Raw genomic sequence first — 23,497 nt, forward strand, 5'->3', positions numbered from 1 at the left:
TGGCCTCGCCCCTGGGGACGCCCCGCCCACCATTTGGGACTTGCGGTGCAGCGCCGATCCGTGAGACTTTCGGTGGGGGAGATCGCCAAAGGCGACCCTCTGGACAGGCCTGGTCCGGCGGCTTCGGTCGACCCATCGACGGATGGTTGTCCGGACGGGCGTGAGCGACGGAACCATCCGAAGGACGCGCCCACGACGGAGGAAGACATGGCGAGAGGACGCACGCAGCGCGCCGCGACCGTCGGCGTCGCCGAGCACGGCAACTCGGCGGTCCTCGTCACCCTCGCGCCCGGCGGTGAGCTCCTCGATCGCCGGCGCGTCGACCTCACCGATCCCGGTCTGCCGACGCACCCGCATCACCACGAAGGGTCGTGGGCGGTCGGCCGTTACCTCGACAGCCCGTGGGCGCGGCCGATTTCGCTCGCCGACGCCGTGGCGCTCGTCGAGCGCGTGCGCGAGTCCGCCGCGCGCGGCGCGCGCGAGGGCCTCGAGGCGCTGGCCGCAGCGGTGCCCGCGCCGATCGCGAGCATCGCGATCCGCGTGTGTCCCACGCTTCCGCCGACGACCGAGGAGCGGATCGCCGACAATCGCGCGCAGACCGTCGCCGACTCCGTCATGTATCGCGAGGCCCTCGCGACCGCCGCCGAGGCGCGCGGTTGGTCCGTGCATTGGTACGACAGCGAGCGCGTGTTTCGCGAAGCGGCGGCGACGCTCGGCCTCGAGGATGTCGACGCATTCCTGCACGCGATGGGTCGATCCATCGGGCCGCCGTGGCAAGCGAAGCACAAGCTCGCGGCGGCTGCGGCGCTCGCGGCACAAGCCTTCAGCCCGCGGCCCGTCCGCAAGGTCGACCCGGATGCCCCGTGAGCTATCGCCCAGACTTGCGGCGATCGTGGAAGCCCTGCCGTTGAGGCCGGGGCTCCGCGTCCTGGAGATCGGTTGCGGCCCTGGCGTTGCGGCGCGCGCTATCGCCAGGCGGATCGGCGAGGGGCATGTTCTGGCGATCGACCGCTCGGCCAAGGCGATCGTACAGGCGATGGCGGGATCGGCGGCTGAGCTGGCCTCTGGCCGTTTGAGCTTTCGCCATGTGGCGATCGAGGAGCTCGAGCTGGAGGAGGGAGAGGGGCCTTATGACATTGCGTTCGCTGTTCGGGTTGGCGCGCTCGACGGCCGCCACCCGGAGGCTGGGCGTCTCGCCAGGCAGCGGATTCGCAGAGCCTTGCGCGAGGGGGGCCGCCTTTACATCGATGGAGGCGAGCCGCTTCGTGAGATCTCCCTTGACGACTAGTTCCGCGGGGCAGAAGTCCCGCCAGGGATCTGCCTCGCGAGCGAAGGGAGATTTGAACGCAAAGGCGCAAAGGGCGCAAAGACGCAAAAATACATGATTTCTCTTTGCGTCTTTGCGCCTTTGCGCCCTTGCGTTGAACTCACTCCACGGATCTCTGGCCGGACTCCTCGCGGATGCGACCAGTACCCCGAACGGCGCATGCGAGCGCGCGTCACCTGTCATCGGCTTGCGACGGGGCGCGGTGCGCGTGACCAACCCGTCCGGCTGAAAACGAGGCGGCGCGGAGGTCGCGACCAACGCCGGCGCTCGTGGCGAGGCCGCGGGGAGGTCGCGACCGATCGCGGAGGATGAATTCGAGCCCGCGACGAGGTCCCGATCAAAGCATTTGAATTTTTTCATACAAATCGAGCGGTCGGGACCCCTTCGCGGGCTCCCGCGCGAGCGTCGCGGTGGGTCGCGACCTCGCGGGCGGCATCCTCGCGACGTCGCGGGGAGCTGCCGCCGCCGGTCGTCCATCGTCATCGGCGCCCGGAGTAGGGCAGACGCCGGACAGGCGCTTCAGCGAGAGACCTCGATTTCATGGCGGGCGAGCTGCGCCCTGAACTCCCCCGGGAGCGCGAGCGACCACGCGGCCTCGCCGAGGCACTGGCGCACCGCCGCGGCATGCCTCCCCGCGAGCCTGACCGCGGGGACGTCGACCACCTCGTCCACCGTGGTCTCGAGCGTGACACGCGCGCTCTTCGGACCCGGCGGGCAGCCGCCGAACGCCTTTTCGAGCGCGGCGCGGAGGTACGCGCGATGGTCGAACGCGCTCCCGCTTCCCGTCGGGCCGCCGTGGCCAAGGCCGCCCCCGAGCCCCTCGTGGGTGCTGGGTCCTCTTCCCGTGCCGCCTCCCAGGCTCACGGTCCTGGGACGCTTTCCGGGCGCGCTCGCGACGTAGCTCGTCACGGGCGAGACGGCGCCGCCGCGGACCGCGAGAACCGCCATCTCCGGCTCGGTGAGCGACTCGAGGAGCTCGGAGCCGAACACGAGCGCGGACCAGAGCCGGGCGTGCGCCGGGTCCGGCGTGAACACGCGCCGCACGGGCCGCGCCCAGAGCTCGCCGGTCAGCACCGCCCGCGCGATCCGGCCGCCGTGCAGGCGAAGCAGCTCCAGGCCGTCGCCCTCGGGCAGCTGCTCGCCGAAGGCGACCTGCGAAAGGCCGGCTCCGGGCAATCGCACGTCCAGGCGGTCGATGCGGAGCGGGCGAACCCACTCCTCGTAAACGCGGCGCATGGCGCCGGCGTCGCCGGGCCTGGCGCTCGCGCGCGCCGTCCAGACGAGCCCCCCGGTCGCGCGCACCGGGGCGCCGAAGGGGTGCTCGTTGCGCGTGAGGCCAGGCGCGCCCTCGCCGATGACACCGACGTGCACGAGCGCGCCGCTCTTGAGGATCGCGCCGAGGCGGCGGGGCGTGAGCGCGGAGCGGGTGCGGAGATCGGTGAGCGCGAGGATGCGGCGGGGGAGGCCCGCGGGCGTCGCGGCGAGCAGGGCGTCCGCGCGGGCGAGGGCGTCGTCGAGGCGGCTGCCGTTGCGCCGGGGGAGGACGAGCGTGCCGAGGTCGGCGGCGGCGCGGGCGGCGGGGACGAAGCGGCCGTGGCGCGGGCGGACCTCGCGGTCGAAGGTGAGGACCTCGACGAGGGAGCCGTCGAGATGGGAGAGATAAGCCCGGGCGGCGGCGAGGGCCGCGGCGCCGTCGCGCTCGGGGAGCGAGCGCGAGGCGTCGAGGAGGACGACGACGCGGGCGTTGCGCGGCGGCTCGGAGAGGCGGAGCGGAGCGTCGATGCGGAGCGCGACGAGCTCGCGGCGGCTGCCGAGGGGCGAGGAGGAGAAGGCGCCGTCGAGCGCGAGCGAGGGGCGCGGGGCGAGGGCGAGGTCGGTCTCGTCCTGCGCGAGCTGGAAGGTGGCGCCGGGGGAGATGGGCTTCCCGTCGAGGAACAGGCGATCTCCGGGGCGCGCCGCGGAGACGACGACGGTGGCGGCGAGGGTCTCGGTGCCCACGCGCGGCAAGGTGAGGTGATGGCGGCCCTCGCGGTAAGCCGTGGGCAGGCGGAGGGTGTACTCGACGGTCCTGGGCTGGCCGGGCGCGCACGGGAAGGCCTGGAGCGCGAGGAAGCCCTGCGAGCGCCACGAGAGGAGCGCCGTCTCCTTGGGAGAGAAGCCCTCGACCCCGGGGAGATTCATGTACTTCGCGGCGGCGGCCTCGGCCTCCATGAGGTCCGCGCGGCGCCACGACGGTCGTCCGCCCTTGAGCCCGAGCGAGGCGAGCCCGGTGGCGACCGCGCCTTGCGGTATGTTGAGCAGGAAGAGCGCCTGATCGCGGCGCGGGCCGCCGTTATGGACGGTGCGCTGGACGACGAGCTCGGCGTGCCCGCGGTCGAGGCGGAGCGCGATGCGGTGCTCCTTCTCGACGAGCGCGTTCGTCTCGGTGCCCTCGACGCTGTCGCGGCCATCGGCCCGGGCGCTCGCGGCGGCGAGCAGCAGCGCGGCGCCGGCGAGGACGGCGCCGGCGAGGCGAGGGGAGGCGGTCGGCGCGGCCGCGGGCGCCGGCCGGACGGCAGGGCGGCGGGAGCGCGGACGGGGGCGGACGGTGGACATGCGAGGGGAGCGACAGTACCTCGCTGCGATGGTTCCCGCGCGGGGGGCGGACAGGGCGTGCGTCGAAAAACGCTCCGCCGCTGGGCCCCGGACTTCGGAGACCTGCCCTCCCGCCGGAGCGTGCTGCCGCTGAGCGTGATGGCGCCCTCTCGCCAAACGCTGCTGCGGCGCGGCTTCGTCCAGGCCGGCGCTGGAGGTGAGCGTTTCCGGAAAAGACGGATGCGGTCATTCGTTCTCGGAGTACTCGGTTTGCGAAACGGGGCATGACTGGACATCTCGCATTGTCCTGATACCGTAGCGCCGTCGCGTCGTGCTGCGGCGTATTCCTCGCCCGCAGCCCCGAGGGGGGAGCGCGCTCGAGCGTCATGGAAGCTCTGATTCGTCCGGGGGCCTTGCTGCTCGACAAATACTGCGTGGAGCGCGTCCTCGGGAAGGGGGGAATGGGGGTCGTCGTGGCGGCACGCCACCTCGATCTCGACGAGCTCCGCGCGATCAAGCTCCTGCTGCCCGAGACGGCCAGAGACGCGCACGCCGAGGAGCGATTCCTCCGTGAAGCGCGCGCGGCGGCCCGCCTCAAGGGCGAGCACGCGGTGCGAGTCCATGATTTCGGGCGGCTGCAGACGGGTGAGCTGTTCATGGTGCTCGAGCTCCTCTCGGGCACGGATCTGAAGCAGATCGTGAAGGCGCGTGGCCCGCTGTCCGTCGAGGAAGCCGCGACCTACGCGCTCCAGGCCTCGAAAGCGCTCGCCGAAGCGCACGCGCTCGGCATCATCCACCGTGACATCAAGCCGGCCAACCTGTTCCTCGCCCAGCGGCCCGACGGTTCACCGTACGTGAAGGTCCTCGATTTCGGTATTTCGAAGCATATCGCCTCGGACAGCCTGGAGCTCACCGCGACTGGCGCCATGCTCGGCTCGCCGCTCTACATGTCGCCCGAGCAGATGGTGCGCACGAAGGAGGTCGATCGTCGGAGCGACATCTGGGCGATGGGGGTGTCTCTGTACGAGCTGGTCACGGGCACACTGCCCTTCCCGGCGGACACGCTGACCGAGCTCGTTGGCCGCGTGCTCCAGGAGGATGCCGTCCCGCCGAGCCGATTGCGACCCGGCTTGCCCGCGCAGCTCGACGCCATCGTCGCGCGCTGTCTTCAGAAGCACCCCGAGCATCGATACCAGCGCATCGAGGAGCTCGCCTCCGCGCTGGCCGCGCTCCTCGGCGGGGCGTGGAGAAGGTTTGGATCGCGGCCGGACGTCGCGTCGCAGCCCGCGCTCGCGCCGCCGACGAGCCCGCCGGAGGCTGCCATTCCGGCGAGCCCGCCGCAGACCGTGCCGGCGAGCGCGCCGCCGGCGCTCGTCTCGACGGGCTCCGCCTGGGGCCATACTGGCGCGCAAGGCCGGCCGGCGGCCAGGCATCGGGCGCGTGCCATCGTGAGCGCGGCGCTGGGCGTGAGCGCGCTCGTGGCCTGTCTTTCGTGGCTCGCTCTGCGTGCCGCGCCAGACGGCGTCGAGGTGCCAGCCGCCGCCTCGACGAACCTTCCGGATGCGGAGCCGGACGCCGAGCCGCGGTCGGCTTCGGAGGTCGTCGAGACCGCGCCCTCAGGAGCCGGGGAGCTCGCGAGGTCGTCCTCGCCACCCCCGCCGCCGGTGACGGCCGAGACGCCATCGCCCGCGGGGTCATCCTCCTCGAAGGGGGGTCGCAAGCGCCGCCCCGAGAGCGCTCCAAGGCAGACGCCCACGAGCTCGAGTCCAGCCCCCGACGAGGCCCCCATCCCCGCCCCGGAGCCACCTGAAGCCCCGGCAGCAGGCGGCGTCCCGCAAAAAAAGACGCGCGAACCTCTGCGCTGACACAACCCAGGAGAGCAGCTCATGATCAGCCCTGCGTGCTGCGCGCGATCGCCACGCGCGTTCGTCCTTTTTTTGTGCCTGCTCGCGCCCGTCACGGCGCGGGCGCAGCCGGTCGCTCCCCAGAGGGAGACCACCGTCCAGGCGCTCTACGAGCAAGCGACCTCGGAGATGGATGCGGGGCGCTACGAGCGCGCGTGTCCCCGGCTCGAGGAGGTGGTCCGCCTCGCGCCCGACGCGCTCGGCGCGAAGCTCACGCTCGGCGAATGTTACGAAGGCTGGGGCAAGCTCGCGAGCGCCTGGTCCCAGTATGTGTTGGTCGAGGGGGAGGCAACCAAGGTCGGGGACCTCGATCGCCAGATGAAGGCCGCAGGCAAGTCCGCCGCGCTGAAGCCGAAGCTCGCGACGCTGACGATCGAGGTCCCCGCGTCCGTGCGGTCCGTCCCCGGGCTGACGATCACGCGCGATGGGTTGCCTGTTCGCGAGGCGCAGTGGTCCGTGCCGCTGCCGCTTGATGTTGGCCGGCACGAGATCGTCGTCAGCGGACGAGGATACAAGACGAGCAAGCAGCAGATCGAGATCGCGGCGGATGGGCACCGGGTCGCCGTGCCCGTTCCGCCGCTCGAATCCATGACGAGCGCCGGGTCGAACCCCGAGCGGCCGTGGCAGCGCCCGGCGGCGATCGTCGCGATAGGACTCGGCGGCGCGGGCCTCGCCGTGGGGGCGGTGCTCGGAGGGCTGGCGATCGCGAGGAACCAGGAGAGCAACGACGGACATTGCAGCGCGCAGGATCGTTGCGACCCGGCAGGGCTCGATTTGCGCCGGCAGGCGGTGGGCCTCGGAAATGGGTCGACCGTCGCGTTGGTCACTGGCGGGTTGCTGGCGGCGGGAGGCGCGGTGCTGTTCGTGACGGCGCCGTCGCAGGCGCAGCGCGACGGGCGCGCGCAATCGAGGGGAGCCCGGTGGCGCGCCGAGATCGCGCTGCTCCCGGGCAGCGTGGCGGTTCAGGGGGTGTGGTGATGGAAGCGACGCGAAGAAGGATGGCGGGCGCGACGGTGGCGCTCGTCGTCGCAGCGAGCTGCAACCAGGTGGCTGGCATCCGGGAGGGCCTTCCCGATGGGGGGTGTCGCACGGTCGACGAGTGCAAGGCCGGCGAGCCGGTCTGCCGCACCGCCGTGGCGTGTCAGGAGGGCGCCTGCGTCTTCGAGGACGCCGCCGAAGGCAAGCCGCTGCCCGAGCAGACAGCCGGCGACTGCGCGCAGCTCGTGTGCGACGGCGCGGGCTCTGCCAAGCAGGTGCCGCTGCCCACGGACGTGCCTGACGACCGGAACGTCTGCACGATCGATGGCTGCGACGGGACGACGCCCGTGCACACCCTGGGCGATTCGGTGCCTTGCTACACGGGCCCTGCAGGGACGGAGGGCGTCGGGGTCTGCCAGGGGGGACTCCAGCGGTGCGATGAGCAGGGCAAGCCGGTGGGAAGCTGCGACGGCGAGGTGACGCCCCAGGCGGAGGTATGCGGCAGCGGCAGCGGCGACGAGGATTGCGATGGCGACACGAACGAGGACGGCGAGGACTGCGCGTGCGGCGATGGCTGGGTGTCCGCGGGAGCGGGAGAGGAGTGCGATGACGGCGGCACCGTCGACGGGGACGGGTGCTCGGCGAGCTGCGTGACGGAGAGGGTCGTCAAGATCGAGGCGGGGTACTACCATACATGCGCGGTGGCGAACACCGGGCGAATCAAGTGCTGGGGATATAATACTAGCGGGCAGCTCGGGTTAGGTGATGCAGTGAACCGCGGCAATTTGCCTGGCCAGATGGGCGGCGCGCTGCCGGTAACGGACCTCGGCGCGGATGCAAGGGTCGATTCGCTCGCGATGGGCGCCGCGCATTCGTGCGCGCGGCTGACCAGTGGCGCGGTCAAGTGCTGGGGGGGCAGCGGCTTCGGCGCGCTCGGGCTCGGCACGATCACCTCGCGCGGCGCCGGGGCGAACCAGATGGGCGATCGCCTCGAGGTGGTGAATCTGGGCGGAGTAGCGACTGTGGTGGCCGCGGGCCATTCACACACGTGTGCGCTCGTGAGCGACGTGACACGATGCTGGGGCTGGAATCAGAATGGGCAGCTCGGGCTCGGTGATAAAGAAAACCGGAACCTGGCCAATGGCTCCTCCGTGAGCCTGGGTGGCGGCAAGATAGCCCTCGCGCTCGCCTTGGGCGAGACGCACACCTGCGCATGGCTGAGCGGCGGCAGCGTCAAATGCTGGGGGGCCAACGGTGCTGCCCAGCTCGGGCTCGGCGATCTTGTGACCCGTGGAGACGATCCGAACGAGATGGGCGACAGCCTTCGTGCCGTCGATCTCGGGGGTGAGCGCGCCTTGGCACTCTCAGCGGGTCATCATCATACCTGCGTGTTGCTCACCGATGGCCGCGTCAAGTGCTGGGGGCATAACGGACAGGGGCAGCTCGGTGTAGGTGACACGGGCCATCGCGGCGCAGCCACGAGCCACATGGGGGACAACCTCAACCAGGTGGACGTGGGCGAGGCCGTCACAGCGCTTGCCACAGGTGGGTATCACACCTGCGCGCTGCTCGCCAGCGGTCGCGTCAAATGCTGGGGGCTCAACGATTTCGGCCAGCTCGGCCTGGGTGACATGGCGAACCGTGGTGACGCCCCAGACGAGATGGGCGACGCGCTACCCCCGGTCGACCTCGGTGAAGGAGCGAAGGCGGAGGCCATCACCGCTGGCGTGCATCACACCTGCGCGCTGCTGACCGACGGCCGCGTCAAGTGCTGGGGGCGCAACCACGTGGGCCAGCTCGGCCTGGGCGACTCCCTGCCCCGCGGCCACGCGCCCGGTACGATGGGGGACGCCCTCTCTGCGGTGGAGCTCTTCAAGAGCCCCTGACCCATCCATGGATCGCGAGCGGCACCCCCGGCGAGCCGGACCCGCGCCCGGCGCCGGGCTGCCGGGGAGCAACGACAGCAGCGCGCTCGTGGACGTACGAAGCGCTCGGGGCGGCTCGGCGTCATGAGGGCAGGCCTCGGCGCAGGGTCTACGGAAACTCGCGCACCTTGACCGCGCGTGTCGTGCCCGGGTAGGCATCGTTGTAGTGCTCCACCCCATAAAGCAGGATCTCGCCGTCTGGATCCACATAGATCCCGGCCCCTGCGTCGAACGCGCAGTAGCGCTTGTTGCCCGTCGCCGCGCTGCTGCACGACATGTGTCGGCTGGCCACCTTGGCGAAGCTAGGCACGAACGTCGTGCCGAGGTCCACACGCCACAGGTCGACCCAGTCCTCGTCATACCATTGGTTCCTGTGCGTGCCGGCGACGAAGAGCTGACCGTCGCACTGGGTCACGAGCTGCAGGCCCTGATAATCCGCGCCGCCAAAGGGCGTCGAGGCGCTCGCCTGAGACACCCAGGTGGAGGTCGAGCTGCCGAAGTAGGGCATCGCCGCCTCCGAGGACACGAACACCTCGACGTCGTCCGAGTCGTGGCCAAAGACGAGCGCGAGGTAGCGGCCCGAGGAGAGCAGCGTGAGGCTCGCCGCTCCCGCGTTGACCGTCTGACCGCGCGCTCGCAAGACCAGCGGGCCCCACTGGGGATTCGAGGGGGTCGACACCCTGGCGACGCGAAAGCCCGCCGTCGCCTGATCGTCGCTCTTCTCGAACGGCACGATGACGTAATCGCCGTTCACCTGAAGGCCGCCCGAGTGATCGTACGGCATCCCCGAGTCGTCGGGCTGGTAGCGCACGATCGCGTCGCTGCAGGACGGGAGCCGGGAGGGAGAAGCGTTCCGACCCAAGAGCCACGGGTTGTTGCTCAGCGATCCGAGGCGCACGACCTCGAAGCCCGGGCGCGCGCCCCCCTGAACCGAGGTCGTCACCAGGAGATAGTTGTAGTCACGCGCGAGCCGCTGGATGCCCTGGTGGTGAATGAGCCCGGCCCCCGTCGTGGGCGCATACGCGCTGCACGCGTCGCTGCCGCTGCGGTAGGCCATGACGTAGCTCGGGTCATAGAGCGCGTTGATGCTGCTGGCGGCATCGTTCACGCAGCGGTTCGTATAGGGGTTCGCGTGGTCGGTGTGGGCCCAGCCCCAGTGGGAGCTCAGCCCCTCGGAGGCCACGCCAATGTCGTCGAGCGCTGGCTCGGCCGTGCTCTCCTCCGTCCCACAGGCGACGAGAGACAGTACGCCCGCTGCTGCAGCAGCGAGCTGCCAGAGCCTGGATTGGAGACTGCGTTCATCAATCTTCATGGAGTCCTCGGCGAGAGAGATGTACCGGGCATGCAAGCAAGTCGGTTGACGTTCATCTGGTTTGTGTTTTTACGTGTTGCAGCGCTCATGCCAGGGTGCAGCGCGCGGCGTCGACCAGCGGTTTCTACGAGGCGTCGACCCCGATCTGCCTCGGCGAGCAAGCCGATGGCGCGCCTCCGCCGAGCTCCAGCGCTCCTCGGCTTCGCGCGACGAGCCACCCCTGCGCGGGTTGAGCAACAACGGCGCAACGGGCTCGCGGCCACCGCGGCTCGGCTGAATGCCTGCCGCGCGACCGTTTCAACCTGAAACGACGGCATTCACGTCGCCGGCCGATTCGTCCGCGAGGGCGTTGCGTGGGGGCCCGGGCGCTCGCTACACTGAAGCGAGAGGGGGACGATGCTGCACCACGCAAGACTCGCGCGCGCGAAGGACCCGCCGACGCCTTCGATGGTCTTCCGTAAGGCCGCCGCGCCCGCGCGGCCCCTCGCGGCGCGGGCGGCCGGACCGGTGACGCAACCCGACGAGGCCCTTCGGTCGCTCGGCCCCGCGGCGCAGCCCGATCATGCCGCCCTGTCGCCAGGTGTCGGGCCGGCGGCGGCCGGGCTTTCGGGCCCGGGCAGGCCGCTTCCCGACAGCGTGCGCTCGCACTTCGAGCAGCGCTTCGGCCACGACTTCAGCCGCATCCGCGTGCACGCCGACGCGCGGGCCGACGCCTCGGCGCGCGCGCTCGACGCGCGGGCGTTCACCGTGGGGCACGACATCGCGTTCCGCCGCGGCGAGTACGCCCCCGACTCGCTGGCAGGGCGCAAGCTGCTCGCCCACGAGCTGACGCACGTCGTGCAGCAGGGCGCGGGTACACGGTCCGCCGGACGCGTCAGCGAGCCGGGCGACGCCGCCGAGCGCGAGGCAGACCGCGCGGCCGAGGCGGTCGGCGCCGGGAGGCATGCGGGGCCGATCGGCGCGGCGCCCTCGGCGATCGCGCGGCAGCCGGCGCCCAAGCAGGGCCCGACGTACATCGACGTCGAGATCATCAGCGGCCCTACCGACTACCCACAGTGGATCGATCGCTCGATCACCGCCGCCGGGTACACCATCTGGCTCAACGGCTTCATGCTCTACGTCGGCAACATGACGCCCGGCGGCCCGGGCATCAAAGTACCCGAATCGGACGTCGACTTTACCATCGACCGCGCGACGCCCATCAACAAGACCATTTACCAGAGCCACGCCGAGGCGAAGGCCGCGGTCGCCGCGGCGCCCAAGCCGGCCGACGGGTCGCACCCCTTCGCGTACTACTGGGGGGCGGGCGGGCTGATCATCGCGCCCACCACGATCTGCCGGGGGTCGGCGCCGAAGACCACCGAGACCATGTGGCAGGCGCGTGTCAACTACGCCAACTACGTGCAGCACGCGCTCGCGGGCGTGGCCTTGGGCATGGTCGCCGGCAAAATCCTCGGCGGCGCCTATAGCTGGGCCCGCGGGGGCGGCGGGGGCAACATCAAGCTGCCGAGGCGCTCGTCCGACGTGAAGTCCGGGGGGGGTGACCAGAGCAAGCCGCCGGCGAAGGTCGACCCGACGGTGAAGCCGCCGAAGGTCGAGACGCCAAAGGTGGAGGCGCCGAAGGTCGAGACGCCAAAGGTGGAGGCGCCGAAGGTCGAGACGCCAAAGGCCGAAACGCCGAAGGTCGAAACGCCGAAGACGACGCCGACCGCGAAGGCGCCCGCCGCGCAGACGGGACCGCAGACGGGCCCCGACCTTTTCAAGCAGACGGCCCAGGCGCCCGGCGGGCAGGCCGAAAAGGCCAAGTACTTCGAGACTCACGCCGCGGAGCTCAAGCAGCGGACCGGCTGGACGGCGGACTACACCGGCCAGACGCCCGACGGCGCGCGCGTCTATCACGGCGAGGCGCAATCGAAGGCGCTCGTCATCACGTCGGACGGGCGCGTCATGACCGGGACATGGGGCAAGCACGTGAGTCTCAAGTTCAGCCCCTCGGGGCCCCAGCTTGTCTGCGATTGGAGCTTGCCGGGATGGAAGCAATGGTGACGGACGACCTCGGTGCGCTGGAGGCCGGCCTCCGGTCGGAGGGGTTTCTCGACCGCGAGGTCGCGGCCACGAAGCTCGTCGCCGCCGGCCGCGATGGGGCCCGGGTGCTGGTGCAGGTTGCGACCGATCGAGGCGCGCCGCAGGCGGTGCGCGTCACAGCCCTGCGCCACCTGCCGGCCGACGAAGGGGCAACCGACGCGCTGCGTACGCTGCTCGGCGACGGGCTGCCGGTGCTCCGGGTCGTGGCGCTCGACAAGGTCGAGCAGGCGCGCGCTGCGGTCCTCGCGCCGCTCGTCGAGGCGCTGACGCGCGACCCCGCCACGTTCTGCGACCTCGACGAAGAGATCTCCGTGGCGGACGTCGCTGCGCGCGTGCTCGCGTCGCTCTCGTCTCGAGAGTAGTCCGCGACGTCGCGCCGGCGCGCGACCCCCCGGGGCCTGCTGTCATCGGTCGCGGGTCCGTCCTCTCGGAGGTGCCGCCGCCGTTGTCGGCGATCGGGCCGTACGCGTCGACGGTCAGGACGATCGCGGTGCCCGCGAGCACGCTATGAAGACCGCTGCTGTTTCCGGCGACCGCTCGTCATCGACCGGCGTTTCTGGCGGGATTTCCGGCGGGCTGAGCTACGGATAGCTGACCGTGATCTCGGCGAGGAACGTCCTGCCGTTCTGCCGGCTCGTGGACGAGAGGTAGGTCTCCGCGGCCGGGTAGTCGTACCGCGTGTCCATCGCGTTGTAGAGGCCGAGCACGTAGCGCGTGTGAAAGCGCTGGAGCTCGCCGGACACCGTGAGATCCGCGACGATGGCGCCCCGGGTCTCGCCGCCCGCGCTGCGGGAGATCCGCCGGGGCGCCTCCAGGTTGATCCGCAGCCCGGCGGCGGCGAGCCGCTCCACCACCGGGACGACGCCGCGGAACGACGCGAGGTGCTCCGGGGCGTTGATGAGGCGCCCTCCGCCCCCTCGCTGGGCGCGCTGGTAGCCGTACATCGCCGCGAGCATCCAGCCTTGCCGCCACTCGCGGCGGAGCTCGACGTCGCCCCCCACGACGAACGCGCCTCGCTTGCTGTTCGCGTAGCGCTGCAGCCCGTCGTGGTCCTCGAGGGAGATCCCGCCCGACAGCAGGCTCGCGTGGACGGCGCCGAGCGCGATCCAGGCGTCGCCGATGCGCTGCGTGTACTCGACCTCGGCGGAATGGAGGGACTCCGGCTCGAGCGTGAGGCCCGCCGTGGGGTCGACGGCGGGCACCTGCGTCTCGCCGTCCTCGTAGTACTGCTCGGAGACGCTCGGCGCGCGGAAGGCGCTCCCGCCCATGATCTTCAGCACGCCTCCGGGCGCTGGCCGGAAGATGACCGCGGCGCGCGGGACGAAGATGGGCCCGAACGTGCTGTAGACGTCCAGGCGCGCGCCCGCCGAGAAGCGCACCCAGGGCGCGGGCGAGCCGTCGAGGATGAGGTAGCCGGCGCCGAAGCCGAACGGCTCGCGCTTCGTGCGGATGCGCCCGTCCGCGAAGACGCCGCGCAGCGTCGCCTCGGGGTGCCCCTGGACCTCGCCGCCCCCGGTGACCCGGAGCCCGGCGAGCGGCGTCCACGCCGCCCGGAGCTCGGCGCCCAGCCAGGTGCCGTGCTGCTGCTCGAAGACCGTCGCCTCGTCGAACCGGTACACCCCGCGCCAGACGAAGCGGTTCACGTGGCCGCGCGCCATGAGCTGCAGGTCGGGCGCGGGCCGCGGCTCGTAGCGCACCTCGGCCATCATGTGCGCGTCGTCGTAGGTCGTCCCCAGGTCGTTGAGCCGCGTGCCCACGTAACCCGTCGGGATGCGCTGCTCGCGCGTGTGGTACATCCACTGCGCCGTGAACGGCCCGTACCAGGCGCGCCCGGAGGTGCCGCCGGCCCGGAAGGTCTCGGCGCGCTCGGCGATCGGCACGGGCGGGCCGCCCCGGGGGTCGCGCAGGGCCACCGGCACGTCGAACCCGTCGGAGCGGGCGCCGGTGACGCTCGCCCGCACGCCCGCGTCCGGGCCAGCGTTGACGTGGAACCCGGCGCGCGCGTGGGCCACGCCGTCGTAGTAGGTGCCGGCCGCCACGTGCGCGCCCGTGGGCTCGTCGCGGCCGCGCGGCACGAGGTTGACGATGCCGGAGAGGGCGCCCGTGCCGTAGAGCAGCGAGCCCGGGCCGCGGACGACCTCGATGTGGTCCACGTCGTGGAGGTCGTCGCGCGCGTCCGAGCCCACGAACGAGGCGTTGAGGACGTTGTCGTTCGTCGAGTGCCCGTCGGAGAGGACGAGGAGCCGGTTGCCGTAGTCGAGCGGCTCGCCGAGCCCGCGGATCCCGGCCGAGTAGACCACGTGGTCGTTCGAGAGGTAGACGCCGCGCGTGCCGCGCAGCGCCTCGGCGATGGTCGGGTACCCGAAGGCGCGCAGCTCCTGCTGCTCGATGACGCTGATGGAGGCGGGCGCGTCCTCGACCCGCTCGAGGACGCGCGAGGCCGACGACACCTCGCGGATCGGCTCCAGCGTGAGATCGCGCAGCGCCGCCTGCTGGCCGGCCGCGACCTCGATCGTCCGCTCGACGGGCGCGAAGCCGCGCAGGCTGACGCGCACCCGGCGCCGGCCCACGGGGACGCCCTGGATGACCGACGGCGTGAAGCCCATCGGCCGGCCGTCGATCTCGACGAGGGCGTCGGGCTCGCTGGCGCGCACGAGGATCGAGCCCGTGAGCGGGCTGAGCGTCGCCGTGATCGGCACGGTCTCGTGCGCGGCGACGGTCAGCGGCTGCGGCGCCGCCTGGTAGCCGGCGCGCGAGAAATAGAGCACGTGGCGGCCCGGCGGCAGGTCGAGGTCGCAGGGCGCGGCGCAGGCGGGCGGCGCGCCCTCGTTGTCGACGTGGACCGTGGCCTCGCTCGCGCCGCGCACGTCCACCCGGACCGTGCCCACGATGCGGCGGAGCACGATGAGCACCTCCTTGGTCTGCCCGAGCTTCACCGCGGTGTCCTCGACCGCCACGGGCTCGTAGCCCGGGAGCTCGACGAGGATCCGGTAGCGGCCCTCGGCCAGGGCGAGCCGGCGCGGCGCCGTGCCGCGGGCGCCGAGGTCCTTGCGATCGACGTAGATCGTGGCCCCCGGCGGCGACGTGACGATCTGCAGCACGGCGACGCGCGGCGCGATCCGCTCGAGCGCGGCCTGCGCCTCGGCGACGATCTCCGGGTCGGTCTCGCCCGCGAGCGCGTCGTCGTAGTACCGGTGCGCGTCCGCGAAGCGGCCCAGCTCCTCGTAGGTGAGCGCGATGTTGAAGACGACGTTGCGGTTCGGCACGAGCCGGTTGGACGCGAGGAAATGCTCGAGGGCCGCGCGGAACTGCCCCTTCTTGTAGCTGTCGCGGCCGAGCTCGAAGTGGAGGTCGGCCTCGTCGGCCTGGCCCTCGCCGTCGGCGCGGGCGGCGGGGGCGTGGAGCAGCACGCCCGCGAGGAGGGGAAGCGCCGCGAGACAAGACCGGCGAGCGCGCCGCCGAGAGCGCGCGCGCGTGCTCGAGGGCGCGCTCGGCATGCCGCTAGTCCCGCCCGCCAGGGATCCGGAGGGAGATTTCAACGCAAAGGCACAAAGGCGCAAAGGCGCAAGAAGAACAAAATCTGTGCATTTTCGCGTCTTTACGCTCTTTGCGTCTCTGCGTTGATCTCTCTTCGCTCGCGAGGCAGAGCCCTGGCGGGGTTGCTGACCCGCGGCGCTAGCGGTGCTCGCGCAGGCGCACCGCCCTCGTCGCCGGCGCGTCGCCGCCGGCCGCCGGCTCGCCGCCGGTCGTGGTCGCCGCCGGCTCGCCGCCTGCCGCTGACGGCGCCGGCGCCGCCAGCACGGCGCGCGGGCGCGCGGGCCGCGCCGAGCTCGACGGCGCGAGCGCGGCGCCGGCCGCGGCGAAGCCGCTCGCCGCGGCGGCCACGGCCGCCGCAGGGGGCGTGAGGATCGCGGACGGCGGGAGGGGCGAGGCCTCGAGCGTCTCGTCCGCCGCGGGCATCGCCGCCGGCTCGTCCCGGCCCGGCGCGCCCCGCGAGGCCGCCTCGCCGGCGGGCGGCGTGCCCGGGACCTGTGCCGCCCCGCGCCCCAGCCACGCGAGCGCCGCCGCGCCCCCGAGGAGCACGGCGAGCGCCGCCGCCGCGGGCAAGGCCGCGCTGCGCCGGCCGCGGCGCCCGCGGGCGTCCCCCGCGGGATCGCGCTCGTGCCGCTCGGGCGGCGCCGCCGTCGGCGCCAGGGGCTCGCCGAGGTGCGACGCCACCGCGGCCGACGTGACGCCGGGGGAGGGGTAGGGGGGCGGCACGGACGCCGCGATCGTCACCGCGGGCGGCGCGCCCGCCGCGGGCGGCACGGACGCCGCGATCGTCACCGCGGGCGGCGGGTCGACCGCGGACGGCTGCGTGGGCGGCGCCGACCCCTGCGCCCGCTCGGCCACGACGCACCACGACCCCGGCGCGGCGCCGCGCGACCCGGTCAGGGTCGGGGCATCCTCATCGACCACCCTCGGGCGGTCCGGCGGCGGCGGGGCGTCCACGGTCTCGTTCCCCATGGCCCTGCGCAGGATGCGCGCCGCCGTCAGCCGCGCGCGCTCCGACCCCAGCGGCTCGAGCAGCGACACCAGCTCGGCGACCGTCTGCGGGCGGCGCGCTGGGTCCTTCTCCAGGCACATCAGGAGGATGTACTCGAGCTCGACCGGGATCTCGGGCCGGTACGCGCGCGGCGGCACGGGTGGGTCTGTCACGATGCTGACGAAAAGCGCCGAGACGGCCTCGTTCTCGAACGGCAGCCGCCCGGTCAGGAGCTGATAGAGCGTCATGCCGAGCGCCCAGATGTCGCTGCGGGCGTCCACGGTCCGGGTGTTGCGGATGTGCTCCGGCGACATGTAGCGGGGAGAGCCGAGCACCACGGAAGAGGCGGTCAGCTTGGCGTTCAGGCCGAGCGCGCCGGCCTCCGACGCCTTCGAGATGCCGAAATCGAGCACCTTGATCAGGGTCGAGCCGTCCGCGCGGCTCGCCAGGAACAGGTTGCCCGGCTTGAGGTCGCGGTGGACGATCCCGAGCGCGTGCGCCTCGGCGAGGGCGTCGCAGGCCTCGATCACGTAGCTCACCGCCTGCTCGACCGGCAGCGGGCCCCGCGTCTCCACGAGCGCCTCCAGATCGATGCCATTCAGGTGCTCCATCACGAAGTAGGGCAGCTCCTCGTCGGTCTGCCCCACGTCGATGACGCGCGCGATGTGCTCGCTGGCGATGGCCGCCGCGGCCTGCGCCTCGCGGAAGAAGCGCTCGAGCGCGCCCGGCGTGGTGCGCCCCTCGGGGAGCAGGAACTTCAGCGCGACGCGGTGGCGGAGCGAGACATGGTGCGCCGAGACGACGAGCCCCATGCCGCCGCGCCCGAGCACCCGCTCCACGCGGTACTTGCCGCCGATGATGTCCCCGACCCGGGGAATCCTGCGCGACGGAGCCGGTTCCACCGCTTCCCAGCCTGCTTGGGCCATCGACCGATGAGTATACACCAGCACCCCCGGGGCCCCGGCAGAATCCTCGCCCTCGAAGCCGTCCACGTCGGCCGCATCGGCCGCGCCGGCCGCGCCGGCCGCGTGTGCGACACGCCCGCTTCCAGCCCCACCTGCGGTGTGCGACGCGCTGCGCGCGGGCCGCCGCGCACCGCCCGCGACGATCCGGATCTCGGCATGTCCGCGCGGCCACGAGCGCCGCGCCTGGCTTCGCCTGGAGGATGGGCGCGGCGCGTTGCTATGCTGTCGGTCGGTCACCCCACGATTCACCCCACGAGTCACCCCACGAGGTCTCATCGTGCATGATTTCACCGTGACAGGACCGCTCGTCGGCGGGGCGCTCATCGGCCTCAGCGCGTCGCTCCTCCTCTTGTTCAACGGGAGGGTCGCCGGCATCAGCGGCATCTTCGGAGGGCTCCTCTTCCGCGAGCGGGGCGACACCGCCTGGCGCGCCGCGTTCGTCGTGGGCCTCCTCCTCGGCGGCCTCGCCCTCGCCGCCGCGCATCCCGCCGCCTTTCCGCCGGCGGGCGGCGGCCGCTCGCTCGGCCTCCTGGTCGCCGCCGGGCTGCTCGTCGGCCTCGGCGCGCGGCTCGGCAACGGGTGCACGAGCGGCCATGGCGTCTGCGGCCTCAGCCGCCTGTCGCTCCGCTCTCTCGTCGCCACCATGACGTTCATGGCGACCGCGGCCGCCACCGTTTACGTCAGCCTTCATGGGCTCGGAGCGGCGCGATGAAGCAGATCGCGCTCGCGCTGCTCGCCGGCGCGCTGTTCGCCGTGGGGCTCGGCGTCTCCGGCATGACCCAGCCGTCCAAGGTCGTCGGCTTCCTCGACGTCGCCGGCGGCTGGGACCCGAGCCTCGCGTTCGTGATGGCGGGCGCGATCTCGGTGCACTTCCTCGCCTATCGCCTCCTTCGCCGGCAGCAGCGCGCCGCTCCCGAGGGCGCCCCCCGCTTTCCCCTCCTGGCCGATCGCCTGTCCCTGCCGACCCGCACCGGGGTCGACGCGCGCCTGCTCGGCGGCGCCGCGATCTTCGGCGTCGGCTGGGGGCTGGCCGGCTATTGCCCCGGGCCGGCGCTCGTCTCTCTCTCGACCGGCTCCGGCGCCGTCCTCGCCTTTGTCCTGGCAATGGCGGCGGGCATGGCGATCGCGCATTTCGCCGCCGCGCCGAGGAGCGCGCCGGCGGACGCGGCGACGGCGGGCCGCACAGCGCGCGACCCGTGACCCGTCGCGCCCGGGCACAGTGGCGCGCGCTCCGGGCAATGTGTCTTGCGGCGCACGCCCCCGCGATGTAATGCTCCTCTCCCAATGCTTGATGCTGGCCGCGGTCCGCCGCGGGCTGGTGGACGAGCATCATCGGCCTTTACCAACGCTGGGAGAGCGAGCCATGAAGCTTTCATTTCGCCCCTTTCTGGGGGCGACGGTTTCCCTTTGTCTGTTATCCGCCTGCGTCGAGCACGTCGACTCGACCGAGCTCGAGTCCGCCGAGGCCGCCGCCGAGACCGACGCCGAGGCGGCCCTCGAGGCGGCGAGCGACGAGCAGCCCTTCGAGGTCTGGGCCGTCGACCAGTCCGACACGAACGGGCTGACGTACGGCGGCACGCTCTACATTTACGATGGACAGGCGCTCTCGACCGGCCGCGGGGTCACGCCGGCCGTCGCGGAGGTCATCGACCTCGGGGGCGACGCCGCGTCGCTGTGCTTCGACCAGACCGGCGCCAACCCGGTCCGGCCGCACATGCTCTTCTTCAACGCCACGCGCACCCACGCGGTGCTGTCCTTCGTGGCGAGCGGCCACGTCGTGATCTTCGACGCCGCGACCCGCGCGCCGGTCGCGTGCCTCCGCGCGTCGCAGGGCGCGGACGGGGCGCGGCAGGCGCACGCCGCGGTGCCGGCGCCCGACGACTCGTACATCCTGGTGGCCAACCAGAACGGCAAGCTGCTCGAGCGCATCTCGACCAATTACGCCACAGGCACCTTCGCGTGGGATCCCGCCGCGAAGCTCAACCTGGCCACGTGCGTCGCGCCGAGCGGCGATCCCTGCCAGTTCCCGGGCATCCGGCCCGACAACGCGCCCATTTGCCCGATCATCGACCAGGCGGGCGCCCATGGCTTCATCACGCTGCGCGGAGGGGGCCTGTTCGTCGTCGACCCTGCGGCGACGCCGATCCAGATCGTGGGCGAGTACAACGTCGGCGCCGTGCACGGGAACGGGTGCGGCGGCGTCGAGGCCGGCGGCTCGATGTTCATCAACTCCGGCGGGGGGACCGCGGCGAACCTCGATCAGTTCGACGTGTACCGATTCCCGCTCGCCGGTTATGCGCCGACGAACCCGGTCAACACCCCGGCGCCCCAGGTGGTGTTCACCGACGGCTCCGCGGACCGCGACGCCCACGGCATGCTGCTGACGAAGCGCGGCCGCACCATCTGGGCGCTGGACCGGATCCAGGGCGTGGCCGAGGTCTTCAACGTCAACACGAACGCGCACGTGGCCACCGTCGACCTGAAGGGCCCGCTGTCGAGCGACCCTGCGCCGGACCTCATGGACCTGTCGCCGTCGGGCAACCGCATCTTCGTGACCCTGCGCGGCCCGACGCCGCTGAGCGGCGATCCGCACGCGTCGGTGGGCAGCACGCCCGGGGTCGGCGTGGTCCAGGTCACCCGCGGCGGCAAGCGCGGCAAGCTCAAGCGCATCACGCCGATCACCAACATCGACGCCGGCGGCGTGCAGCGGGCCGACCCGCACGCGATCCGGGTGCGCCTGCTCTGAGCGCGCTGCAGCCGGCGCCGACGCCGGCGACCGCGGCGAAGCTCTCGTCGCAGGCCGTCGCTTGCGGCAGGCGCCGCCTTCCTGACCTCTGAGCCGACAGAAGATTCTCTAGGCGATCTGGTCACCTCGGAGAAACGACGCTATATCGACATGACGCAGTTGCTGAAATCTTGGAACCTGGATTGCTCTTCGCGCTCTGCGGTGAGTCTACCAAAGCGGCCCTTCAAGAGGTTTCATGAACAAGCGTTCGCTTCATCCACGCTGCAACGTGGCGACTGTGCCATGTCCTGCGCGCTCTCGGTCGGTCCTCTCTTGGCGCACCTTTTCTGATGATTCCTCACTCCTCGCCCGGCTCTGCGGCGCGACAGCGCTGCTCCTCGCCTGTTCCGCGGGCGAGCCGACGGACGCGTCCGATGCTGCCGCTGGCGGCGGCGGAACCTCGGGTGGCGGTGGCCAGATCTCCGGCGGAACCTCTGGCGGCGGCGACGCTTCCGGCGGCGGCGGCACCTCTGGTGGCGGCGGCGACGCTTCCGGCGGCGGCGGCGACGCTTCCGGCGGCGGCGGCGACGCTTCCGGCGGCGGCGGCACCTCTGGTGGCGGCGGCGACGCTTCCGGCGGCGGCGGCGGCGTCTCCGGTGGCGGCGGCGACGCTTCCGGCGGCGGCGGCGACGCTTCCGGCGGCGGCGGCACCTCCAGCTCCGGCGGCGGCGGCGACGCTTCCGGCGGCGGCGGCACCTCCAGCTCCGGCGGCGGCGGCGATGCTTCTGGCGGCGGCGGGGCGCCGCACGATCCCTGCCCTGAGCTGAGCGCGGGCGCGGTTCTCCCCGAGCTGGACATCAACCTTCCTGCCACTACGCCGCGCGCCGGGATGGAGCTCACCCCGGCGCTGGCCTCGGACGGGATCAACTTCCTGCTCGTCTGGGCCGACGAGCCTTGGGACAGATACGGAACCGACCTTCTCGCCGCGCGCATCGCGCCTGATGGCACGGTGCTCGACCCCGAGCCCTTGGTCATCGCCGCCGGGCCCAGCGACGAGGGCGTACCGACCGTCACCTTCAATGGGACCCATTACGTCGTCGCCTGGGCCGATGACACCCGAGGTTGGGGAGCGCCGTCCCCGGCGAGCGACATCCGCGCCGCCCGGATCAGCCCCGACGGCGTGGTGCTCGATCCCGGCGGCTTCGTCGTCAGCAGCGCCGACCAGCCCGACTCCTGGCCCACTGCAGTCTCGCTCGGAGCAACGACCGTGGTGGCCTGGACTGCGGATGGCGATGACGTCCGGTTCGCCCGCATCTCGCCTTCCGGCGACGTCCTCGAGCCAGGCGGCGTCTCAGTCGGCTCGACCTCGCTCGGCTCGCGCCCTTGGCCCTCGGATGGCCGCGTGGCTCTCGCGACCGATGGCACGAGCGCGCTCCTCGCCTGGGAGAATGACGGCGTGCTCCTCGCCACGCGCATCAGCGCCGAGGGCGCGGTGCTCGATCCCGGCGGCGCCCCGGTCGCGACCGGCGGCGAATGGCAGCCGGTCGCGACCTTCGACGGCGAGCAGTACTGGATCGTGTGGAAAGGCGACGGCGTGCGCGCGACGCGCGTGACGATCGGCGGCGAAGTGCTCGATCCCGGGGGGCTCTTGGTCCACGCGGGCGAGAGCGGGAGCGACACAAACGTTGCGGCCGCCGCCAACGGCGATGATCTCGTCGTCGTCTGGGCGACGCCCAGGGAGGATGATGCCTCCGGCACGGTCGACCTCCGCGCAGCCCGGGTGAGCCGCACCACCGGCGCGGTGCTCGATCCCGGGGGCGTGGTCCTGGCTTCCGACTCGCCCATGTACACCGACCCAGCCATCGCGGCAGGTCCCGACGGCGCCTTCGTGGTCTGGATGCAGGAGGCCTGGTGGCTGGACGGGTCGTCGACCTGGGACATCTTCGGCGTGGCGCTGCACGGGGCTCCGCGCGACGCGTCCGGCCCGGTGCCCGTCGCCATCTCCCCGGCGAACCAGTTCACGCCGGCCGTGACCTTCGACGGGCAGAACTACGTCGTCGTCTGGTCGGACCAGCGCAACAAGGATCGCAGCATCTACGCGGCCCGCGTCAGCCCGTCGGGGGATCTGCTCGATCCTGCGGGCATCTTCGTGGCCAACGCGGTGGGCTGGACCGACGTTGTGCCGCGCCCCGTCTTCGATGGTCGAAACACCGTGATCGTCTGGACGATATGGGACTGCTGCGGTTTCAGCCAGGCATATGCGGTCAGGCTGAGCCCCGGGGGCGTGGTCCTGGACAACGCCCCGATCCCGCTGCCAGAGTCGGAATCGGAAGGCAGGCCCGTGCACGACAACATGAGCGTCGCCTCGGACGGGCACGGCGTCATGATCGCGACGATGAACGAGCTAGGCGAGGTCGAGCTCGTCCGTCTGAGTCAGGCAGGAGTGCCCGAGCTGCTGCCGGCAAGCCCTCCGGAGATCGGCGGACGCTCCATTTCCCTCGGCTTCGACGGCGTGAATTACCTGCTCACGTGGACCGCGTACGACAGCTGGAACGAGCACGGGCCTGTCGGTACGCTCTACGGAGCTCGGGTGCGCCCGTCAGGGGAATGGCTGGATCTCACGGGCTTCCGCATCTCGCATCAGGACGCTCTGTCGGCGGCGCCGGCCGTTCCGGCCATCACGCGGCACGGCACCGGTAGCCTGCTCGTCTGGGAGGAAGAGAACCCCGGGAAGATCGGCCTCTACGCGACCGAGATCAGCTCCGACGGGACCGTGCTTCAGCCCGGCGGCGCCTTGCTCGCCCCGATCAACCGGACGCCCAGGACCTGGAGCGATACGAACCCGGCCATCGCCTCGGACGGCGCGCGCTCCGTGGCGGTGTGGGCGAACGCCGGCGCGGACGGGCTCGATGTGCTCGGCGCCGAGATCCTGGGCAGCGAGGAGGTGCCGGCGTTGTTCACGGTCTCCGCGGCTCCGGACACGGAAGGGTGGCCGCGCATCAGCACCTGCGGTCCGGGGAACGCGTTCGTGACCTACACGCGACGCGGGCCCACGGGCATCCTCGATGTGCGCGGGCGGCTGCTCGGCGGGCGCTGAGCTCCTGGGCCGCGCGCCCTGCGCCGGGCCGGCCTTCACGCGCAGGCGCCGTGGAGCGCTGGTGCCGCGGAGGAGCGCCG

15 protein-coding genes are annotated in these 23,497 nt (G+C 72.2%); 11 read left to right on the top strand and 4 right to left on the bottom strand.

The features are described from left to right. The first annotated feature begins 207 nt into the window (after window positions 1–207). On the top strand, window positions 208–867 hold the full coding sequence (locus tag WME98_RS37645) for a hypothetical protein (RefSeq protein ID WP_437946511.1): 660 nt from the start codon (window positions 208–210) through the stop codon (window positions 865–867). Continuing rightward, window positions 857–1,288 carry an SAM-dependent methyltransferase gene (locus WME98_RS37650; protein ID WP_437946512.1) on the top strand — a complete coding sequence of 144 codons (432 nt, stop codon included), beginning with the start codon at window positions 857–859 and terminating at the stop codon, window positions 1,286–1,288. Before WME98_RS37645 ends, WME98_RS37650 begins: the two co-directional genes overlap by 11 nt. Window positions 1,289–1,846: 558 nt before the next feature. On the opposite strand, the gene WME98_RS37655 is transcribed toward WME98_RS37650, so the two are convergent. After that, window positions 1,847–3,922: a hypothetical protein gene (locus tag WME98_RS37655; protein WP_437946514.1), complete on the bottom strand. Its 2,076-nt coding sequence runs from the start codon at window positions 3,920–3,922 to the stop codon at window positions 1,847–1,849. A gap of 365 nt (window positions 3,923–4,287) precedes the next feature. Here WME98_RS37655 and WME98_RS37660 point away from each other — a divergent pair, with 365 nt between their 5' ends. The 3 genes from WME98_RS37660 to WME98_RS37670 are packed head-to-tail and all read left to right on the top strand — an operon-like array spanning window position 4,288 to window position 8,669. Then, entirely contained in the window at window positions 4,288–5,766 is a 1,479-nt protein-coding gene (locus WME98_RS37660; protein WP_437946515.1) for a protein kinase domain-containing protein, read from the top strand. A 21-nt stretch (window positions 5,767–5,787) separates the two neighbouring features. Beyond that, entirely contained in the window at window positions 5,788–6,783 is a 996-nt protein-coding gene (locus tag WME98_RS37665; protein WP_437946517.1) for a hypothetical protein, read from the top strand. 35 nt (window positions 6,784–6,818) lie between these two features. Continuing rightward, window positions 6,819–8,669: an RCC1 domain-containing protein gene (locus WME98_RS37670; RefSeq protein ID WP_437946518.1), complete on the top strand. Its 1,851-nt coding sequence runs from the start codon at window positions 6,819–6,821 to the stop codon at window positions 8,667–8,669. Window positions 8,670–8,817: 148 nt separating this feature from the next. Here WME98_RS37670 and WME98_RS37675 read toward each other — a convergent pair whose 3' ends face one another. Next, window positions 8,818–9,891: a hypothetical protein gene (locus WME98_RS37675; protein ID WP_437946519.1), complete on the bottom strand. Its 1,074-nt coding sequence runs from the start codon at window positions 9,889–9,891 to the stop codon at window positions 8,818–8,820. 765 nt (window positions 9,892–10,656) lie between these two features. Between WME98_RS37675 and WME98_RS37680 the strand changes: the two genes are divergently transcribed. After that, the gene (locus WME98_RS37680) at window positions 10,657–12,066 is read left to right on the top strand and encodes an eCIS core domain-containing protein (protein ID WP_437946520.1); all 1,410 of its coding nucleotides are present in this window, start codon (window positions 10,657–10,659) and stop codon (window positions 12,064–12,066) included. Next, window positions 12,051–12,467 carry a hypothetical protein gene (locus WME98_RS37685; protein WP_437946522.1) on the top strand — a complete coding sequence of 139 codons (417 nt, stop codon included), beginning with the start codon at window positions 12,051–12,053 and terminating at the stop codon, window positions 12,465–12,467. Before WME98_RS37680 ends, WME98_RS37685 begins: the two co-directional genes overlap by 16 nt. A 219-nt stretch (window positions 12,468–12,686) precedes the next feature. On the opposite strand, the gene WME98_RS37690 is transcribed toward WME98_RS37685, so the two are convergent. Together WME98_RS37690 and WME98_RS37695 are read right to left on the bottom strand one after the other, a co-directional pair. Then, on the bottom strand, window positions 12,687–15,515 hold the full coding sequence (locus tag WME98_RS37690) for a TonB-dependent receptor domain-containing protein (RefSeq protein ID WP_437337440.1): 2,829 nt from the start codon (window positions 15,513–15,515) through the stop codon (window positions 12,687–12,689). Window positions 15,516–15,780: 265 nt separating this feature from the next. Then, window positions 15,781–17,532 carry a protein kinase domain-containing protein gene (locus tag WME98_RS37695; protein ID WP_437946524.1) on the bottom strand — a complete coding sequence of 584 codons (1,752 nt, stop codon included), beginning with the start codon at window positions 17,530–17,532 and terminating at the stop codon, window positions 15,781–15,783. A 340-nt stretch (window positions 17,533–17,872) separates the two neighbouring features. On the opposite strand from WME98_RS37695, the gene WME98_RS37700 reads away from it, so the two are divergent. The 4 genes from WME98_RS37700 to WME98_RS37715 all read left to right on the top strand — a co-directional run bounded on the left by WME98_RS37700 (window position 17,873) and on the right by WME98_RS37715 (window position 23,417). Further along, window positions 17,873–18,307: a YeeE/YedE family protein gene (locus WME98_RS37700; protein WP_437946526.1), complete on the top strand. Its 435-nt coding sequence runs from the start codon at window positions 17,873–17,875 to the stop codon at window positions 18,305–18,307. Continuing rightward, entirely contained in the window at window positions 18,304–18,795 is a 492-nt protein-coding gene (locus WME98_RS37705) for a DUF6691 family protein (protein ID WP_437946527.1), read from the top strand. The genes WME98_RS37700 and WME98_RS37705 overlap by 4 nt, the downstream gene beginning before the upstream one ends. 163 nt (window positions 18,796–18,958) lie before the next feature. Continuing rightward, a complete protein-coding gene (locus WME98_RS37710; RefSeq protein ID WP_437946528.1) occupies window positions 18,959–20,341 on the top strand; it encodes a hypothetical protein in 1,383 nt (460 codons plus the stop codon). A 235-nt stretch (window positions 20,342–20,576) separates the two neighbouring features. Continuing rightward, window positions 20,577–23,417: a hypothetical protein gene (locus tag WME98_RS37715; RefSeq protein WP_437946530.1), complete on the top strand. Its 2,841-nt coding sequence runs from the start codon at window positions 20,577–20,579 to the stop codon at window positions 23,415–23,417. Window positions 23,418–23,497 lie beyond the last annotated feature (80 nt).

This window comes from Sorangium sp. So ce296 (genome assembly GCF_051529605.1).
In the GTDB taxonomy this organism is placed as follows: domain Bacteria; phylum Myxococcota_A; class Polyangia; order Polyangiales; family Polyangiaceae; genus Sorangium; species Sorangium cellulosum_D.

Excerpts from the sequence above, each read along its gene's own strand:
- WME98_RS37655 (WP_437946514.1), bottom strand. The coding sequence starts at position 3,922 with ATGTCCACCGTCCGCCCCCGTCCGCGCTCCCGCCGCCCTGCCGTCCGG.
- WME98_RS37665 (WP_437946517.1), top strand. The coding sequence starts at position 5,788 with ATGATCAGCCCTGCGTGCTGCGCGCGATCGCCACGCGCGTTCGTCCTT.
- WME98_RS37660 (WP_437946515.1), top strand. The coding sequence starts at position 4,288 with ATGGAAGCTCTGATTCGTCCGGGGGCCTTGCTGCTCGACAAATACTGC.
- WME98_RS37710 (WP_437946528.1), top strand. The coding sequence starts at position 18,959 with ATGAAGCTTTCATTTCGCCCCTTTCTGGGGGCGACGGTTTCCCTTTGT.
- WME98_RS37705 (WP_437946527.1), top strand. The coding sequence starts at position 18,304 with ATGAAGCAGATCGCGCTCGCGCTGCTCGCCGGCGCGCTGTTCGCCGTG.
- WME98_RS37645 (WP_437946511.1), top strand. The coding sequence starts at position 208 with ATGGCGAGAGGACGCACGCAGCGCGCCGCGACCGTCGGCGTCGCCGAG.
- WME98_RS37685 (WP_437946522.1), top strand. The coding sequence starts at position 12,051 with ATGGAAGCAATGGTGACGGACGACCTCGGTGCGCTGGAGGCCGGCCTC.
- WME98_RS37650 (WP_437946512.1), top strand. The coding sequence starts at position 857 with ATGCCCCGTGAGCTATCGCCCAGACTTGCGGCGATCGTGGAAGCCCTG.
- WME98_RS37715 (WP_437946530.1), top strand. The coding sequence starts at position 20,577 with ATGAACAAGCGTTCGCTTCATCCACGCTGCAACGTGGCGACTGTGCCA.